Annotated in this window: 15 protein-coding genes; 8 read left to right on the top strand and 7 right to left on the bottom strand. The window is 59.3% G+C overall.

What is annotated here, in order from left to right:
* The 4 genes from AC1P02_RS11980 (at position 1) to AC1P02_RS11995 (ending at position 3,405) form a co-directional block, all read left to right on the top strand.
* A complete protein-coding gene (locus AC1P02_RS11980; protein ID WP_005312702.1) occupies positions 1 to 615 on the top strand; it encodes a cytochrome o ubiquinol oxidase subunit III in 615 nt (204 codons plus the stop codon).
* Positions 616 to 948 (top strand): cytochrome o ubiquinol oxidase subunit IV, encoded by a 333-nt coding sequence (locus AC1P02_RS11985; protein ID WP_005312705.1) that lies wholly within the window; start codon positions 616 to 618, stop codon positions 946 to 948.
* 11 nt (positions 949 to 959) lie between these two features.
* Positions 960 to 1,853: a heme o synthase gene (gene cyoE, locus AC1P02_RS11990; RefSeq protein ID WP_005312708.1), complete on the top strand. Its 894-nt coding sequence runs from the start codon at positions 960 to 962 to the stop codon at positions 1,851 to 1,853.
* A 190-nt stretch (positions 1,854 to 2,043) separates the two neighbouring features.
* The gene (locus tag AC1P02_RS11995) at positions 2,044 to 3,405 is read left to right on the top strand and encodes an MFS transporter (RefSeq protein ID WP_485182289.1); all 1,362 of its coding nucleotides are present in this window, start codon (positions 2,044 to 2,046) and stop codon (positions 3,403 to 3,405) included.
* A 78-nt stretch (positions 3,406 to 3,483) separates the two neighbouring features.
* On the opposite strand, the gene AC1P02_RS12000 is transcribed toward AC1P02_RS11995, so the two are convergent.
* From AC1P02_RS12000 to AC1P02_RS12015, 4 genes are all read right to left on the bottom strand, one after another.
* Entirely contained in the window at positions 3,484 to 5,202 is a 1,719-nt protein-coding gene (locus tag AC1P02_RS12000; RefSeq protein WP_485182290.1) for an alpha/beta fold hydrolase, read from the bottom strand.
* Positions 5,203 to 5,683: 481 nt separating this feature from the next.
* Complete coding sequence (locus AC1P02_RS12005) at positions 5,684 to 6,787, bottom strand: ElyC/SanA/YdcF family protein (protein WP_485185450.1); 1,104 nt, start codon at positions 6,785 to 6,787, stop codon at positions 5,684 to 5,686.
* Positions 6,788 to 7,022: 235 nt separating this feature from the next.
* Positions 7,023 to 8,243 (bottom strand): alpha/beta hydrolase family protein, encoded by a 1,221-nt coding sequence (locus AC1P02_RS12010; protein WP_485182291.1) that lies wholly within the window; start codon positions 8,241 to 8,243, stop codon positions 7,023 to 7,025.
* A gap of 344 nt (positions 8,244 to 8,587) precedes the next feature.
* A complete protein-coding gene (locus AC1P02_RS12015; protein WP_485185451.1) occupies positions 8,588 to 9,625 on the bottom strand; it encodes a Mal regulon transcriptional regulator MalI in 1,038 nt (345 codons plus the stop codon).
* A gap of 315 nt (positions 9,626 to 9,940) precedes the next feature.
* Here AC1P02_RS12015 and malX point away from each other — a divergent pair, with 315 nt between their 5' ends.
* Both malX and AC1P02_RS12025 read left to right on the top strand, forming a co-directional pair.
* Complete coding sequence (gene malX / locus AC1P02_RS12020) at positions 9,941 to 11,512, top strand: maltose/glucose-specific PTS transporter subunit IIBC (RefSeq protein ID WP_485182292.1); 1,572 nt, start codon at positions 9,941 to 9,943, stop codon at positions 11,510 to 11,512.
* A gap of 86 nt (positions 11,513 to 11,598) precedes the next feature.
* Positions 11,599 to 12,795, top strand: a complete 1,197-nt coding sequence (locus AC1P02_RS12025) for a MalY/PatB family protein (protein ID WP_485182293.1) — start codon at positions 11,599 to 11,601, stop codon at positions 12,793 to 12,795.
* Between the two features lie 65 nt (positions 12,796 to 12,860).
* On the opposite strand, the gene AC1P02_RS12030 is transcribed toward AC1P02_RS12025, so the two are convergent.
* Both AC1P02_RS12030 and AC1P02_RS12035 read right to left on the bottom strand, forming a co-directional pair.
* Complete coding sequence (locus AC1P02_RS12030) at positions 12,861 to 13,190, bottom strand: hypothetical protein (protein WP_429233478.1); 330 nt, start codon at positions 13,188 to 13,190, stop codon at positions 12,861 to 12,863.
* 146 nt (positions 13,191 to 13,336) lie between these two features.
* Entirely contained in the window at positions 13,337 to 15,244 is a 1,908-nt protein-coding gene (locus AC1P02_RS12035; protein WP_429233479.1) for a PTS fructose transporter subunit EIIC, read from the bottom strand.
* Between the two features lie 707 nt (positions 15,245 to 15,951).
* On the opposite strand from AC1P02_RS12035, the gene AC1P02_RS12040 reads away from it, so the two are divergent.
* Entirely contained in the window at positions 15,952 to 16,107 is a 156-nt protein-coding gene (locus AC1P02_RS12040; RefSeq protein WP_005312738.1) for a hypothetical protein, read from the top strand.
* A gap of 229 nt (positions 16,108 to 16,336) precedes the next feature.
* Here the strand turns inward: AC1P02_RS12040 and manA are convergent, their stop codons facing one another.
* Complete coding sequence (gene manA, locus AC1P02_RS12045; protein WP_485182294.1) at positions 16,337 to 17,536, bottom strand: mannose-6-phosphate isomerase, class I; 1,200 nt, start codon at positions 17,534 to 17,536, stop codon at positions 16,337 to 16,339.
* Between the two features lie 132 nt (positions 17,537 to 17,668).
* On the opposite strand from manA, the gene AC1P02_RS12050 reads away from it, so the two are divergent.
* Positions 17,669 to 18,544: a helix-turn-helix transcriptional regulator gene (locus AC1P02_RS12050; RefSeq protein ID WP_059167618.1), complete on the top strand. Its 876-nt coding sequence runs from the start codon at positions 17,669 to 17,671 to the stop codon at positions 18,542 to 18,544.
* The last annotated feature ends 31 nt before the right edge of the window (positions 18,545 to 18,575 follow it).

Raw genomic sequence — 18,575 nt, forward strand, 5'->3', positions numbered from 1 at the left:
ATGGCGACCGACGTTCTACATCACACTCACGAGGGTGCCCATGACCATGGGCACCATGATGCCGGAGCCAACAAGGTATTCGGTTTCTGGATCTACCTGATGAGTGACTGCATCCTGTTTGCATGTCTGTTTGCAACCTATGCAGTCCTGGTCAACGGCACCGCCGGCGGCCCCAGTGGCAAGGATATTTTCGAACTGCCGTTCGTGTTTGCCGAAACCATGCTGCTGCTGTTTAGCAGCATCACCTTCGGCTTTGCCATGCTGGCCATGAACAAAGGCCGTGCCGCTGCCGTCAATGGCTGGCTGCTGGTGACCTTTGTGCTGGGTGCCGGCTTCATCGCGATGGAAATCTACGAATTCCATCACCTGATTGCCGAGGGTTATGGCCCGGATCGCAGTGCCTTCCTCTCCGCCTTCTTCACCCTGGTTGGCACTCACGGCATCCACGTGACCAGCGGCCTCATCTGGCTGATCGTCATGATGGTGCTGGTAGCCAAGAAGGGGCTGACTGACCGCACCCGTTCCCGTCTGATGTGCCTGAGCCTGTTCTGGCACTTCCTGGACGTGGTGTGGATCTGCGTGTTTACCGTGGTCTATCTGATGGGAGCAATGTAAATGAGCACTCATAGCGTTGACAATCATGGCGCCAGCCACGGCAGTGCCAAGAGCTATCTGATCGGCTTCGTGCTGTCAGTCATACTGACCGCCATCCCGTTCTGGATGGTGATGGACGGGGGCTTCACCCACCAGACCATGCTGATCACAGTGGTGGCCATGGCGGTGGTGCAGATCTTCGTGCATCTGGTTTACTTCCTGCACATGAACACCTCGTCCGAGGAGCGCTGGAACCTGGTGGCACTGGTGTTTACCGTGCTCATCATCGCCATCGTGGTCGTGGGTTCCCTGTGGATCATGTACAACCTCAACATCAACATGATGGTTCACTGAGCAGGTTGGCAATGATGATGAAGCAATACCTGCAAGTGACCAAGCCAGGCATCATCTTCGGTAACCTCATCTCGGTTATCGGCGGATTCCTGCTGGCGTCCAAGGGGAGCCTGGATGTGCCCCTGTTCATCCTGACCATGGCCGGTGTCTCACTGGTGGTGGCCTCCGGTTGTGTGTTCAACAACTACATAGACAGGGACATCGACTGCATCATGGAGCGTACCAAAAACCGCGCTCTGGTGAGGGGGCTCATCGCCCCCGGCGTCTCGCTCTGGTATGCGAGCGCGCTCGGTGTTGCGGGCATTGCACTGCTCTACTGGGCGGCCAATCCGTTGGCCGCCTTGCTGGCGGTGCTGGGCTTCATTGTCTATGTGGGGGTCTACAGCCTCTACATGAAGCGCCATTCTGTCTATGGCACCCTGGTTGGCAGCCTTTCTGGTGCCGCGCCACCCGTCATCGGCTACTGCGCCGTGAGCGGCCAGTTCGACTCGGGGGCCCTGATACTGCTGGCGATCTTCAGCCTGTGGCAGATGCCGCACTCCTATGCGATTGCCATCTTCCGCTTCAAGGATTATCAGGCGGCCAACATTCCGGTACTGCCGGTGGTGAAGGGGATTGTCGTGGCCAAACACCACATCACCCTCTACATACTGGCCTTCATGGTGCCGACCCTGATGCTGTTCCTCGGCGGTTACGCCGGTTACAAGTATCTGATCGTGGCCACTGCGGTCAGCGTCTGGTGGCTGGGCATGGCGCTGTCGGGTTACAAGCAGGCGGTCGATGACTCCCTCTGGGCCCGCAAGCTGTTCATGTTCTCCATCGTTACCATTACTTGCCTGAGCGTGATGATGTCGGTGGACTTCCAGCCGGACGCGACGCCCGTGCTGGTGAGCATGCTGCCCTGATGGTCCGTGTCTCCAGCCCCCAAGGCTGTGATGCAACCCAGGAAAATCAATAGAATCCAGAGCCGGGAACTTTCCCGGCTCTGTTATTATGAGGCCCGCCCTCTGGGGCACATTGTCGGCTTTTTCGGGTGTGGAGTGCCTTGTCATCCGCCCCTTTTCTCTTCTCTCTCTTTGACCTATCGAGGCCATCATGAATGATTTCACCATGACGAGGGGCGAGCGCCGCGCCACCTGGGCGCTCGGCTCCGTCTTCTCTTTGCGCATGCTCGGCATGTTCATGGTGCTGCCGGTGCTGACTACCTATGGCATGTCACTGGCCGGCGCCTCCGAAGCCCTGATTGGTCTGGCCATCGGCATCTACGGTATGACCCAGGCCCTGTTCCAGATCCCGTTCGGCCTGCTCTCTGATCGCATCGGCAGAAAGCCCTTGATCGTCGGCGGCCTGCTGATGTTTGCGTTGGGCAGCGTGATCGCGGCACTGACCCACTCCATCTGGGGCGTCATCCTCGGCCGCGCCTTGCAGGGCAGCGGTGCCATCTCGGCCGCCGTCATGGCGCTGCTGTCGGATCTCACCCGCGAGCAGAACCGCACCAAGGCGATGGCCTTTATCGGGGTGAGCTTTGGCATCACCTTCGCCATTGCCATGGTGACGGGCCCCCTGATTACCCATGCGCTGGGGCTCTCCGGCCTGTTCTGGCTGATAGCCTTGCTGGCCCTTGGGGGCATTGGCATCACCCTCTGGCTGGTGCCGACCCCGACCAGTCATCTGCTCAACCGCGAGTCCAGCATGGTCAGGGGAGGGATGCGCACCGTGCTCACCAACCCGCGCCTGCTCAAACTCAACCTCGGCATTTTGTGCGTCCATACCCTGCTGATGTCGAGCTTCGTGGCGTTGCCGCCACTGCTGGAGCAGGCCGGTCTGCCCCGCGACAGTCAGTGGCAGGCCTATCTGTTCACCATGCTGGTCGCCTTTGTGAGCGTGGTGCCGTTCATCATCTATGCCGAGAAGCACCGCCAGATGAAGCGGGTATTCCAGATCTGCGTGCTGGTGATGCTGATCGCCGAAGTGGTGCTGTGGCAGGCCGGGTTGCAGTTGTGGGGCCTGCTCGCCGGGTTGCAGCTCTTCTTTATCGGTTTCAACGTAATGGAGGCGCTGCTGCCATCCCTCATCAGCAAGGAGTCCCCCCCCGGTTACAAGGGCACCGCCATGGGGGTCTACTCCACCAGCCAGTTTATTGGCGTGGCTCTCGGTGGCAGCATGGGCGGGCTCTTTTACAGTCTGGGGGGCGGTGCACTGGTGTTTGGTTGCTGCGCCCTGCTGGCCCTGATCTGGCTCGGTGTGAGCCTGACCATGCAGGAGCCCCCCTATGTAAGCAGTCTGCGTATCGTGCTGCCGGAAGGTGTGGAGGCGAGTCCGGCGCTGGAGCAGAAGATCCGCGCCTGCGATGGGGTGAGCGATGTGATGCTGGCCAGTGCAGAGCGCTCTGTGTACGTGAAAATCGATGCCAAGCGCCTCACTCGCCAGGATCTGGAGCAGTTGATCGCCGCCTGATCTCTTTGTGCCATCGATAAAGAAGCCCGCCAATTCGGCGGGCTTCTTGTTTGGTTTTTTGTGGGTCAGGGCAAGTGCTTAATCAGCCTTGCAGCTTTGCTCCCGCACCAGTGTTTGCCTGTCGCCCAGCAGCAGGGTGCTGAGGGCCTGATTGGCACATTGGACACTGCCCAGCTGAACATGGAGGTTGCTCTGCTCGATTCTGACCAGACGGGCCGCCTGCCCAAAGGCGGCCTGCATCTGGCGCGTATTGCTGAAAGGGGTTATGGGGTCATATTCTGCCCCCAGTACCAGTGCCAATGATCCAGCTGGGAGCGCAATCTCTCCGGCGTCCACAGTGGGAACTGGCTTGCGGGGATAGGGCCAATCTGCACAGGCATGGAAGCTGTTATCCAGCATAAAAGCCCCCGCACCCTGGAAGCTGGCATCTTCCGGATCCAGATCCTGCCAGCGGTACGATTGGCCGTTGTCGGTGCAGTGAATGGCGGAGAAGAAGGGACCGCCCATGATCTCCTCGTAGGGATTGTTCCCCTCTTGCTCTTTGGCGAGACGAGCCAGCAGTTCGCTGGCATCGTCCTGCAGCCAGAACGCCAGCTGGTCGTAGCCCTCTTGCCCGGTGAGCGCATCTCCCATGACCGCCTCCCACTGCTTGTGATCCAGAGTATTGCCTTGGTTATCGACATACTGGCCCTTGTCGCGCAACTGCCGGGTCACCTCCACGCTGCGTTGCAGCGCCTGGGCGCCAAAGCGCCAGTTGAAGACACGGCCCGCATTGGCGGCATCCTCCCAGAAGATGGCCGGATAGCGATCCTCGCTCGGAGACATGGAAGAGTCGACTATCACATCGGCCACGTGGCTCGGGTAGCGCTGGGCGTAGAGAGCTGCGAGGCGGGTGCCGTAGGAGAAGGTGAGGGGGGTGATCTTGTCATGCCCCAGGTGTTGGCGCAGGCGATCCATGTCCTGCACTATGGCCTGGGAGCCCAGATGAGGCGCGTAACGACGAAATGGCTCGTCGCAGCGCTCCTGTATCAGTTTGCTGAGAGCCTTGCCGTGATCGCCGCTATTGTTCAGTGCCGGCAGGGCGCCCTTGTCCCGTTCAATGAATAATCTGGCGAGCTCGCTTGGGGTCATGTCAGGTTTGACGCCGTTTTTGTCTTTTAGCAGGCAGCTTCTGAGCTCGTGTCCGAGTGCACTGTAACCAGCCCCTCTGGGGTCCATGGTGACGATATCGTAATGTCTGAGAATGTCAGGATCGGCACTGTGCAGCGCGGTGAGCAGGGGGCCCATCCTCGGGGTTGCTGAATCGGGGCCGCCCGGGTTGAAAAAGAGGGTGCCGCGATAGTCGCCGGTGGCGCGATAGTGCACATAGAAGAGATCGATGCTGTCACCCTTGACCTTGCGGGTCTCCTGCTTGACCTGACCCAGGTCGATGCCGTTTGACCAGGAGGGAGTCGAGAACCTGGTTGTGCTATCTGACCAGGAAGGGGATGAGAAGCGAGTCGTGTTGCCGGAAAGGAAGGAGGTTGCTGTGGTGGGGGCAGGGCGCTTCTCCCATTTGGTCTGTTTGACGTCGACCCACTCCTTGTCGTAATCCAGCGGTACCGTCAGGTAGTGGCAACTGAGCTGACTGGCGATGTCATCTTGCTGCCACTCCTGCTGCAATTGGCGACAGACGACACCAGTGTCATAGGCGGCGGTGATATGTTGTCCCTTGAAGGGGGGATCCTCTTTCTTTTCCAGTTCGCAGCCCGCCAACAGGGTGGGTGCCAGTAGAGAGATCATCAGCGTGTATTTCATCGTTTGTTTCCATCGTATTGCCTGAACAAACGGATGGTAAGCGAATGAACGAGATGAAGCGCAGCGATTAATTGTGTGAAAATATTGCTGTTGTTTATATCAAAAAATAAATGAAAGACATTAAATAATAAGATAGATAGTAACTGTTGTGTGCAGAGCCATTATTTTCAATTTACTCATCCCTGCATTAGAGATTTAAAAGATGTAATTAAACAATTGGTTAGGTGTTTATTGTGGGTTTCGTTACCTTGTCTGCCAGGTTGCCAATATAGTTTTAAATATAGGCGACTTGATGATGGCCGCTATCTGCTGGCGGCTGTTGCATTCTGTATTTTGGTTGCCTTTTCGCCACTCTGGCGGCCTCTTCCTGTGGATGGTAAATAAGATAATAGTGAGCTGTCGCCACCCGGGTGAGAGTGGAAAAAATAAAAACGCCCACTCATGAAGTGGGCATTTTTATTTTCTGGCCGGGTGCTGGCTATTAGCGCTCCAGCAGGGGGGCGGAGCGGTAACTCCAGAGGCCATAGGTGCGCAGCGCATCGCGGTAGATGCCGAGCAGTTCGCTGTCGCTCACCTTGGCCAGTGCCGAGAGAGGCTTGTCCGGGTAGCTGACGCTGTCTATCTGGATCCCGGCGGGACCGCTCTGCCAGCAGGCGATCTCCAGCAGGGTCTGGCCACGGCGCACGTGGCTGGCCGAGCTCACCAGGGTCGCATACTGGATCTGGTGACGGGCCAGGGCATAGCCGCTGTAGAGGGCATTTTCCACCGTGCTGGTGGCGTAGTTCTCCTCAATGATGCGCGAGCGATCTACCCCTTTCTTCACCAGCCAGTCGGCCATCAGCTTGCCTTCGGTCTGGCGGTTCTGGGGCACGCCACCTGTCAGTATGATCAGCGCTGCCGGATTGGCCTGGGCCAGGGAGCGGGTGGTCTCCAGTCGGCCCAGCAGGATCTCATGCATGCTGCCATCCTGGTTGAGGGCATACCCCAGGGTGACGATGGCTTGCCGCCCCTTTTTCTTTTCCCGGCCCTGACGCTCCTTGAGTGGAGTGGCATTGACTCTGTCTATGGTGTCGAAGATGCCTTTCAGGTCGGCGGCGCGGCCGCTGTTGAGCTCGCTCACCCGTTTGAAATAGTCATCAGCCTTGCCCTGATTGCCTTTGAACCGCTGCCAGGTGGCGAGATAGGTGTTCAAATCCAGATCGTCTGGTGCCGTGCTGAGACCCTGCTCGAACAGAGTGATGGCCTTGTCCACGTTGCCGTTGTAAATCTGGGCGTTGGCTGCCGAGATCAGCAGATCGGTGCGGTAGGGTTCGAGCTGATAGGCCTGCAGCAGCAGCTCTGTGACCTGCTCCATGTTGCTCGGCATCTTGGCGGTGAAACCGGCAGTGGAGATGCGAGCTGGCGACTTGAAGACCTGCCAGGCATCCGCCAGCAGTTGATCAACCACCTGGCGCTTGCTGATGTACTGATCGTAATTTTGCTCCTTTTGCAGGGAGCGCACAGGGGCTGCCCAGGCATCGGAGGGGATAAACACTGGCAGCGCCAACAGGCTGGCCAGGGTCAGGGCAATCGCATTTTTCTTCATCATGGCGTTCCACCGAGGGTTAAGGGCACCAGGCCATTCCATCACCCGTAGGGGCTTTTTCAATAAAAACATCAACTTGGTGATTGCTTACTCTACTCCCTTTCAGATGAAAAAAACGTGAACCGCTTCGGTTATCGGGGGATGGGCTGTGGTGGTGCGGTCAAAGAGAGCAGCAAGGTCTGTGATGCAGAGCAAGAACCCGATACCCATGCAGATACCGGGGCAGGTGCCGAGGTCACTTTGGCTTTGCGACCTTGTCGAACCAGGCTTTCCATTGGGGGACTGCGGTGGCGAAGGTGCCGCGATGGGTGGTCGGGCCGGTCGAGATGGCCTCGACGTTCTGGTTGCCCGATCCCATGGATTGGGCATACGTCATCGCCATGCGACCGACTCCCGGTGTGATTGCCTCATCGGTTTCCCCGTAGTAGTTGCGTACTGGTGACTGTATGACCCAGCGGTAGGCGTGTGCTGAGCCGATCAGCTTGCCAAACGCAGAGTTGGCAAAATAGTGAGGGTCGAAATAGGCCGGGCGGATCAGCTTGTGCAGATCCGTGGTGATGTCGGACGGATTGAAGGGCTCTCTGTCATAGGCCTTCTTGGCAATGTCGTAATACTCGTCGGTCAGCAAGGAGCGGGCGAGTCCGGGTATGCCGTAGTAATGCTCGTAGGCAAAGGATGAGAGGATCATGATGCTGTTGAGCCAGACGGCATCGAACTTGCGCGGGTAGACCAGAAAGCCCTGCATCAAGGCGTAGACATCCAGCGGTGCGCTGGCGGTGGCGGCGCCATCGACCTTGACCCCGGCTGCTTCGAGTTTCTCGAGGAAAGCCATGGTCACGAAGCCCCCCTGTGACCAGCCCGCCAGAAACAGCTTGTCGCTGACGATCTGCATGTGGGCGAGCACGGCGCGGCTGGCCATCAGCAGATCAAATGTGGCCTGTTGATGGCTGCCCTTGACCATATAGCCTTCCGGCTCGGTCGAGGTGCCGAGGCCAAAGTAGTCGGCACCGATGAGCAGGTACCCCTGACCCGCGAACTGCGCGATCATCAACTGGGTTTCCGGTGACTGATCGGCAAAGGAGGGCACCTCATTGTGACCATAGACGGTGCCGTGCTGATAGGAGACGGTCGGAAAGTCCTGGCCACCGGTGTCAGGCACAGCCAGCAGGCCAGAGGCCACTGTGGGTTTGTTGCCCATCTCGGGGATGACGGAGTGGTAGCTGATGCGGTAGAGGCGCACGGCATTGCGCGCGGGAGTATACGAGACAGTGATGCCGGCAAAGGCCGGTGTGTCACGGGTCAGGATCTTGTTCAGCTGATCCTGATCCCAGCGTGCAATCAACTGGTATTGGATGCCTGACGTTACCTGAATCGGCTCGCTCTGTTGAGCAAACGCCGGTGACACGCCTATGTGCAAAAGCAGGGTAAAAATACCGAGACGAATCCAATTTCTCATCCTGAAGACTCCATTTTCCAGTAAAGATACGCAATGTGGCGCTGCTCATTTCCCGGCTTTCTGCGTCTGCAGAGCCTGGGTGTGTCCGCGTGAAAACAAGGCAAAGACAGGGCCTGACCACCGTCAGTTTATTCCTGTTAGCCAGCCCAGTGTGGTCCATCCGCGCCATGGATGCGACCCCCTTGAGGCTTGATTGCTCACTGCTCATGTCAAGGGCGAAAACCGAAAGGGACAGCAGTGCGTGGTGATAATCGGTTCCCGATCATCCAATGGCCTGTTTGTTGATAGCGACCCGGCATCTGGAGGGGTGGGGCGACTCACAATACAAGGCGAGGCCTGCCTGGTCAGGCTGATGCCCGCTTCTGCAGATGGGGGGCGATGATATGACGATTGGGGGCAAGCTCGGGTTGCTGCATCCGGGTCAGCAGCCGCAGGGCAGCCTGGCGGCCTATTTCCCGTGCCGGTGAGCTGACGAAGGTGAGGGTGGGATAAGTGAGCTCGGCCTCAGCCACATCGTCAAAGCCGAGCAGGGCGACCTGTTGGCCTATGTAGTTGTCCTTGCCCACTGTGCGTCCGCTCGCCTCCACCCCGTAAATGCCCCCCAGCGCCACCTCTGGGTAGTGGCAGAGCACGGCGGTTACCTTGGGATGCTGGTACAGCAGCTGGGCTATGGTGTCGGCGGCGCTGCGCTGGGTGCGCTCGCACTCCAGTACCCACTCCGGTTTGAAGGGAAGGCCGTATTGCAGCAGGCTGGCGCAGTAGCCGCCGATGCGCTCGGCGCGGGTGAGGGAGTCGGCTCGCCCGCCCACGTAGGCGATATGGCGGTGGCCCTGCTCGATGAGATAGGTGGTGGCCTGCTGGGCGGCATGGGTGTTGTCGGGGCCGATAAAGTCCACGTCATCCCGGTAGTAGGAGCGGGCGGCGCACACCACCGGCAGTTGTGAGTCAAGCAGGGTCTCCAGGGTTTTGGCCGCCGCGCCGCGCACCGGATTGAAGATGATGCCTGCCACCCCCTGGCGTGACAGGGACTGGATGCTCTGCTGCAATCGCTCCGGGCTGTGGCCGCACTGGGTCAGAAACAGCAGATAGCCCTGTTGCTCCAGCACCTCGCTCACCCCGGCGGTCACCTCGGTATAGAAGGGATCCGTGATGTCGCGCAGGATCAGCCCCACCAGATTGGATTGCTGGCTGCGCAGGTTGGCGGCGGCGCTGTTGGGCACGTAGTCGAGCGCTTTGATGGCCTGCTGAACCCGCTCGGCGGTCGCCAGCGAGATACGCCCCTTGCCGTTGAGCACCATGGAGACGGTAGTGACCGAGACTCTCGCCAGCTGGGCGACATCGGTGATCTTGGCGTTTTTCGATACAAGCGGTTTGGTCGATATAGGTTTGGACGGCATGGGTTGTGACGACATAGGGCGAGTGCAGCAGCCATGGGCAAAGAGACCGGAGATCCACAGCATACCCCCTCGTATACCCAAGTGAAACGTTACATCACGGCTGCGCCGATCTGGCTCACAGATTTTGATCCACTCGCCATTCGGGCCTGCCATTCTGTGATCCTGTCGGCACTTGTGAGTTGATAAAACGTTTTATCATCTACAAAACCTGATGCGGTCTCTCTTCCCTGCCTGCCCTCCCTGGCGCAGTGCGGGAGATCGGCATCGAGACGTGACCTTCACTTCACAAGGATCAGACACATGGCCAAGTCCCCCGCCAAATCCACCATATGGGAGTTTCTGCAGAGCCTCGGCAAGACCTTTATGCTGCCGGTCGCCCTGCTGGCCTTCTCCGGTATCCTGCTCGGTGTCGGCAGTTCGCTCACCAGCGATGCGGTCAAGCAGAGCATGCCCTTCCTCGACAACATGGTGTTGCAACTGCTGTTCCTCTGGATGACCAAGGTGGGGCTGGTGGCCTTTATCTACCTGCCGGTGATGTTTGCGGTGGCCATTCCGCTGGGGCTGGCACGGGAAGAGAAGGGGGTGGCGGCCTTTGCCGGTTTCGTCGGCTATGCGGCGCTCAACCTCTCCATCAACTTCTACCTCACCGTGGCCAATGTCATCGGTGACGCGGCAGCAGAGAAGGCCTACGGGGTGAAATCGATCCTCGGCATCAGCTCCATCGACACCGGCATTCTGGGGGCCATCATAGTCGGGGTGATCGTCGCCAAACTGCACGCCCGTTTTTACACCTACCGGATGCCAGATGCGCTCGCCTTCTTCGGCGGTGCCCGCTTCGTGCCCATCATCACAGTGCTGGTGTTGGGTGTGGTCGGTCTGGTCGTGCCGTTCGCCTGGCCCTGGTTTGCCGCCGGCATCAATGGTATCGGGGCGCTGATTTCCCACGCCGGTCCCTTCGGCCCCTTCCTGTTCGGTACCGGTGAGCGTCTGCTGCTACCGCTCGGTCTGCACCACATTCTGGTGGCGCTGATTCGCTTTACCGAAGCGGGTGGCACCCAACTGGTGTGCGGCAACGAGGTAAGCGGCGCCCTCAATATCTTCTACTCCGAGCTCGCCTGCGCCGACACCAGCGGCTTCTCGGTCTCTGCCACCTCCTTCCTCTCTCAGGGCAAGATGCCTGCCTTCCTCGGCGGCTTGCCGGGTGCGGCGCTCGCCATGTATCACTGCGCACGGCCGGAAAATCGCGGCAAGATCAAGGCGCTGCTGGTCTCCGGTGTGGTGGCCTGCGTCATCGGTGGCATCACAGAGCCGCTCGAGTTCCTGTTCCTGTTCGTGGCACCTGTGCTCTACGTCATTCACGCCATCCTGACCGGTCTCGGCTTTATGACCATGGGGCTGCTCGGCGTCACCATAGGCAACACCGACGGCAACCTCATCGATTTTCTGGTGTTCGGCGTGCTGCAAGGCACCGCCACCAAGTGGTATCTGGTGCCGGTCGCGGCCGCCATCTGGTTTGCCATCTACTACAGCGTGTTCCGCTTCGCCATCGTGCGCTTTAACCTGAAAACTCCCGGCCGGGAAATAGAAACCAGCGAAGCTGCCCAGCCCGCGGGCAAGAAGGCAGGCAACAGCGGCTACAACGGTGAAATCATCCTCAACGCCTTGGGCGGGGCTGATAACATTCTCGCGCTGGATAACTGCATTACCCGCCTGCGGATGTCGGTGCAGGACATGAGCCGGGTCGATGACAAGGTATTGAAAGCGAACGGCGCCATCGGGGTGATCAAGCTCGATGAGCACAACCTGCAGGTGGTGATCGGCCCGCAGGTGCATCTGGTGAAAAACCAGCTGCAGAGCCTGATGGGGGCCTGAACCAGCCAATGAAATCCGAACGGGGGGCGCAAGCCCCCTTATTTGCCTCTCCAAATATGTCTCCTGTTTATGGAGGGAGAAACTTCATGCACGATATTTATGACTTCGATCGCGTGGTCGACCGCCACGGTACCTACTGCACCCAGTGGGACTATGTAGCCGACCGCTTTGGCCATGCCGACCTGCTCCCCTTTACCATCTCCGACATGGACTTCGAGACCGCCCCCTGTATTCGCCAGACCCTGGCAACCCGGCTCGAGCACGGGGTATTTGGCTACAGCCGCTGGAATCACGATGACTTCAAGGGGGCGGTGAGCGACTGGTTTGCCCACCGCTACGGTGCGCAGCTCGACCTCGAGACGCTGGTTTACGGCCCCTCGGTTATCTATGTGATTGCCCAGCTGGTGAGCCTCTGGTCGGCGTCGGGGGAGGGGGTGCTGGTGCATACCCCCGCCTATGACGCCTTCGGCAATATGCTGGCCGCCAACGACAGGCTGCTGCTGCCTTGCCCACTCAAAAAAACAGAGGGGAGTTACCAGATCGACTGGCAATGTTTCGAGCAACAGGCGGCCCGCACCGATTGCCGGATTTTGCTGCTCTGCAGCCCCCACAACCCCACAGGCCGGGTCTGGACGCGGGATGAACTGAGCCGGATGGCCGCCATCTGCCAGCGCTACGGGGTCAAGGTGATCTCGGACGACATCCATATGGATGTGAGCTTTGCCCGCTACCTGCCCTGGAGTGAAGTGGCGCCGGACGATCACTGGGCGCTGGTGAGCTCGGGCTCGAAATCTTTCAATATTCCGGCCCTTGGCGGTGCCTATGCCTTTATCGCCAACGCAGAAGCGCGGGCCGCCTATCTGCAGCGACTCAAGGCGGCCCATGGCCTGTCTTCGCCGCCCATTCTCGGGGTGCTGGCCCATATCAGCGCCTATCGGGACGGCGCTGTCTGGCTCGATGCGCTCAAATCTTATCTGCACGGCAACCTCGCCCATGTAGCGGCGCGGCTCAATGCCGCCTTCCCCGCCATTGACTATCGGGCGCCCGAAGGGACCTACCTTGCCTGGATTGATCTGCGCGGACTTGGCATCGACTCGACCGAGCAAATGGATGTGCTGCAAACCTTGCTGGTGGAGAAATACCGGGTCGCCATCATGCGTGGCGACACCTACGGCCCCGAAGGCAAAGGCTATATCCGCCTCAACGTCGGCTGTCCGCGATCTAAGGTAGATAAAGGCCTCGACGCCCTGATTGGGGCGCTGCAGGAGCTGCTTGCCGGATAGAGAACTGCCGCCCTCGGGCTGCGGTTGTTATTTCGAGGCAGAGAACTGTCGGTTCTTGCTCTGAGTCAGAGAATGGCGCGACTGCGAAACAGCACCTTGCCGCAAGCAAGGCAGGTGTGACGCAGGCGGTAATCACCGGAGCCGGTCAGCGGGCTGAACAGCACCTTGTGGGAACCGCAGGCGTAGCAGCTGGCGTTCTCGTCATCCTCGGTGGTGCACTCGGGATGCAGGCTGAGGTACTCAGGCAGGGTGGGCAGCTTTGGGTCATCGCACGATTCTTGAGAATGATGCCAGCGGTCACCAGACCCGCCAGGGTGAGCAGTACGTCCGTCAATTCCATCTGTGCAAGGCTCCGTCCATGTGCGATCGCCAGGCCGGCTGGCAGGCGAAGGCACAATATGGCTCCTATCTTATCGATCCTGAGGGTGAGGGCGCTATCCCCGTTCGGGCGGCTGACGAGCGGGGCTTGCAGCTGCCTGATGCCGAGATAAAAGAAGGGGCCCTAGGCCCCTTCTGTCGTAGGTACTCTCAAGTGCCGTTATCAGGCCACCTTGCTGCTTGCCAGGGTGCGGGCCAGCAGTCCTTCCGGGTTGTGGATGGCCTCCCTGGTCTTCACATCGATAACCTCGATATTGGCGAAGCGCTCCCGGTTCTTGATGGCCACATCGTGGGCCAGGATGACACAGCGAGCGTTGGCTACGTCCTTGGCGCTGATGCGGTTGATGATGCCGTTGGCGCCTTGTGTCTCCACCTTGAGCTTGATGCCTGCCTTGGTGGCCGCTTTTTGCAGGCTCTTGGCGGCGAGGAAGGTGTGGGCCACGCCTGAGGGGCAGGCTGTGATGGCGAGCACGTCCGCTTCCCCTTCCGCTTCGATGATCTGATAGCCGCTGTCGGCGGTTGTCACTGTCTCATCCTCGGTCACCGGCTTTTTCAGCAGGTTGACGATAAGGGCCGTGGTCAGGGCGCCGAGCACGGTTCCCAGGATATAGCCCATCTTGCCTTCGACCACAGGTAGCACTATCCAGCCACCCCAAGGGGCATGGTTGATGCTGTGCATCATGAAGCCAGTGATGTTGCCGACGATGCCGCCAGCGACGATTGCCGGAATAACACGCACCGGGTCGGCGGCGGCAAAGGGAATGGCCCCCTCGCTGATGCCTATCATGCCCATGATGGCGGCCGCCTTGCCTGCTTCACGCTCTTCCTTCTTGTAGCGACGGGGGGAGAGCAGGGTCGCCAGCGCCATGCCAAGCGGTGGCACGCAGATGGCGATACCGACCCCGCCCATCAGCCAGGGCTGGGTGTTGACCTGGGTCTGGGCGAACAGGGTCGCCACCTTGTTGACCGGGCCGCCCATGTCAAAGGCGGTCATGCCACCCAGGATGGCACCCAGCATCACCTTGCCGGAGCCCGCCATGCTGGAGAGCCAGTGGTTCATCCCCTCCATCATGGCGGCGATGGGCGCCCCTATCACCCACATGACGATGCCGCACACCAGGAAGGTACCGATCAGCGGATAGATGAAGATGGAGCCGAGCGAACTCATGGAGTCCGGTAGTTTTATGCGTTTGAGCTGATTGACGATAAGCCCGGCGATGAAACCCACCAGGATGGCGCCGAGAAAACCTGTGTGAAACTGCTGCACCGCTATCCAGGAGCCGATCATGCCGGGCGCCAGGCCCGGTTTGTCCGCCATTGAGTAGGCGATGTAGCCGCCGAGTACGGCGGTAAAGAGGGTGAGCCCCGCTATCCCCATGTCGGCCATGTCCTTGAGCACGCCTGCCTCGGGCACTGCGCCCTTGCCGCTCATCATCACCGAGAGTGACAGCAGCACGCCCCCTGCGACTATGAAGGGGATCATGTGGGAGGTGCCAAACAGCAGATGCTGCTTGAGGGTATTGAGCTGGGCCTTGATGCTGCGATCCTGGGGTTCAGGTGCACTGGCTCTCGGTTGAGCTGCTGCCTCGGCGCGCACCGGTTGCTTGCCGGCTACGCCGACAGGCGCCGTGGCCGCCAGCAGTGACAGCACCTCGGCCTTGCTGGTGGCCGCCTGCATCCGGGGGATAAAGCCGGGTTCCAGCAGCTTGGTGGAGAGCTCGGCCAGCACCTCGATATGGTGGTTGGCGCCGCCCGCCGGGGAGGCAATCATGAAGAAGAGTTTGGAGGCCAGCCCATCTTCGGCGCCGTAGTCGATCTCCTGCCGGCTGATGCCGATGACGATGGCAGGCTGTAATACCGCCTCACTCTTGGCGTGGGGCAGGGCAACTCCCTGTTCAAAACCCGTGTTGTCGAGGTTCTCCCGCGCCCAGAGGTCGCGCACGAACTGATCCTGATTGGCTATCTTGCCGCAGGCTTTGAGCCGGGCGGCCAATTCGACAAACAGTCCCTGCTTGTCGTTGGCCGCTATGTCGAGGCAGATCAGCCCTTCATCTATCAAGGTGGTGAGCATAGGTGTCTCCTGGCTCTGCGAGCCCTGGTGATATGAGTAACGAATGGAGCAAACGATTGACCTGCCTATTGTTTCGCTCAAGCCATGTCACCGAAATCGGATATATGTGCCCTTTACTGGATTTTTGTGTCAATGCCCCGGTCCTGTGAGCAGGCTCGCACTTTGATTGTCAGATGAGCGCTGGACTGAATGGATTTAAATATGTTTAAAAACAAATGCTTGCTTGTTTTCATGGAATGATGGCAAGAGGCGTTGCGGCTCCACTCTCTTGCAAAAGGGGAGGTCGGGACGGGTTTTTGAACCCTTTAACCGCCTCTTGAATGTGAGCCGTTTGGCAAAAGTGCTGCCGGGGAGGGGGATCTTCTTTTGCTGCCTATGTCTGTACTGGTCAGCCGGGGCAAGGAAAGGAGGCCAGGCATAAGCAGTCGCAGGGGATTGGCCGCCTTGGGTATATGCATAGCTCCTTGATATTGCTGCACAATCCGGGTGGGCAGAATGGTCCTCTTTCGGCTTGGGAAGCATGGGGTGTATGGCTTCATAAGAAGCTATTACCCATTTTTTAGATTGGTTTATAGATAATCAATCGTTTATTTCGTTGGGCGGTTATGGGGATCGGGGTGTCTGACTAGGTGAGCAGGTTGGCCAATAGCGCCGTCAGCCAGTCTTAACCTTGTCATGCTAACCCAATGATGTAAGGAGACATTCTGATGGAAACACTTGACCAGAAGATCGACGCCATGAGTGAAGAGCTCAAGCAACAGGAGCTCAAGCAGGCCCACGACAAGTGGCAAGTCAGAGTCGATGAACTGCAACAGATACGGGCAGGGGAACGGCAACCGGAAGAGGAAGAGGTTGAAGAGTAGCCCCTGATCCTGCCACTGGTCGATAGCCACGCCAGTTGTCATCGTCATCAAGCAGAAAAGAACAACCCCCGCCACCCGCAAGGGCTGTGGGGGTTTTTATTAGCCAGGCGGTATGCGCCATCAAGGGCAGACTAACGGTGGAGATGATTTCCAAAGAAAAACAACAAGGGCCATCAGTGATGGCCCTTGTGCGTTTATTCAGTCATTTAACCCGTGCCAGGTTCACGCCTTAGCAGCGGTTGCCGGCGCGGGCGACCCGGCCTTCGGCCAGCAGCTGGTAGTGGCCGGTGGCGGCAGGGACAAAGGCGGACTGGCCCTTCTCGAGGCGCAGCGTCTCGTCGCCCTGCTTGAGCGTCACAGTGCCATCGATGGCAAACAGGATCTCGGCGCTGGTGGTGGTGAGCTGATGCTCACCTGCCGGATAGACGCTGAAGGTGAAGTCCGGCACAGGTACATCGAAGTGCTGTACGGCACCCTCTACGCGGGGGGCCAGCAGGATCTGGTCATCTGGCTTGGGCAGGCAGCGAGTGCAATCCAGCAGCTCTGCCACGTCTATGTATTTGGGGGTGAGACCCGCGCGCAGCACGTTGTCCGAGTTGGCCATGATCTCGAGACCGGTACCGCGCACATAGGCGTGGGGGGTGCAGGCATCGAGGAACATGGCCTGACCCGGCTGCAAGGTCACCACGTTGAGCAAGAGCGGCGAGAAGAGTCCCACATCCCCCGGGTACTGGGCGGCCAGGTTGATGATGAGGGCAAAGGTTTCTTCATCCTGATGCGCGGCGGCATAGGCCAGCAGGCCCGCCAGGGCGTCTTCCTTGCGTGCCCCTTGTAAAATCAGCAGCTGGTGGAAGAAGTGCTGCAAGCCCGCTTCGTTCTGGCTGGCGGCAAGGGCCGCAACCAGATCGGCGATGGCCGCCAGCTTGACCCGCTCGAACAGCGCCAGAATGGCGGGAATGGCGCGAAAGCCGTTCATCGCCTGATAGGGGGTGAGGGCAAACACCAGCTCTGGCTTGTGATTGGGGTCTTTGTAGTTGCGATTGCCCGCCTTGGGGTCGATGCCAGCGGCTTCTTCTTTGGCAAAGCCAGCTTCGGCCTGGGCCTTGCTCGGGTGCACCTGGATGGAGAGGGCCTTCTCGGCGCACAGCACCTTGAACAGGAATGGCAGGCTGCCGAAGCGGGTGATTGTGGCCTCGCCCAGTGCGGCGGCCGGGGCTGTGTCGATCACCGCTGAGAGCTTCTGCGTACTGCCCGCCAGGGTCACCTCGGAGCAGCCGTTGGGGTGGGCGCCCATCCACAATTCGGCCTGGGGTTTGCCCGTTGGATTTGGGATGCCAAACAGGGTGGTGAGGGAGTCATGGCTGCCCCAGTCGTAACCTTGAATCGGATTTTGCATTAACAAAAAAGAGGGCAGATCGCGACTGCTCATAAGGGATGCCTCATTTAGTGTGAAGAAAGTCGGGTGAAGAAAAGGGTGGCATTGCTGCTGTGGGCCGGACTATAACATGGGCGGTTGTGGCCGCCGCAACCGCTTGCCTCTCTCTATTTGATCAGGATCAGCATGTCACTTATCTTCAGCCAGCTGCTTGATGGCGCCCTCCATGAGCAAGCTCCTTTCGAGCAGATCTGGTTTGCCCAGGATCAGGGGGTGCCGCCCGGTTTCAGCTATCAGGTCAACTTTCCCCGCCTCGAACTGGTGTTCAGCGGCGAATACCTCAACCAGGTCTGGGACAAGGAGCAGGGCTGCAAGGAGATAAGCGTACTGCCGGGACAGGCGCTCTACATACCGCCCAACGGTTGGAACAAGCCACTGTGGACCACGGATTGCTCGGTGCTGAGCCTGCTGTTTGGCAAGCGCCAGCTCGGTTTCAGCCTGGTGAGCAAGCGGCGGGAAGACCCTGATTTTTTCGATGTGCAAAAGCACAGCATAATGGCGCGGGCCGGCCACGTGATCGAACACATACTGGCGGCGCTCAACGTGCTGACCGAGGATCCCGGCCGCTCCCCCACCGACAACCACCTGTTGCAGGCGCTGCTCACCAGTGCCCGCCAGCTGCTGGCGGAATCCGCCGCCGAGCGGCCAAGAGGGGCAGACCTGTTTCATGGCATCTGCATCTATATCCAGGAAAATTTTCACCGCCCCATCACCCGCGACTCCATCGCACACCGCTTCAACGTCTCGGCCAGCCATCTCTCCCACCTGTTTCGCGAGCAGGGCCACATGCGCCTGGCCGATTACATCAGCTGGGTGCGGATCGACAGGGCCAAATTCATGCTGAAAAAGTACCGCTTCCGCCTTGAAGAGGTGGCGAGCCGCTGTGGTTACGGCGATGTGAACTATTTTTGCCGGGTGTTCAAGCAAAAGACCGGGCTGACCCCCTCACAGTACCGCTCCCTGAGTCAGCCGCAAGGGCAGGGGGATAGGCTGGTGGTATGAGTCATGCCGCCGTCTGGGCCCGAGTACAACA

This window comes from Aeromonas sp. TS_SC_11, assembly GCF_057318915.1.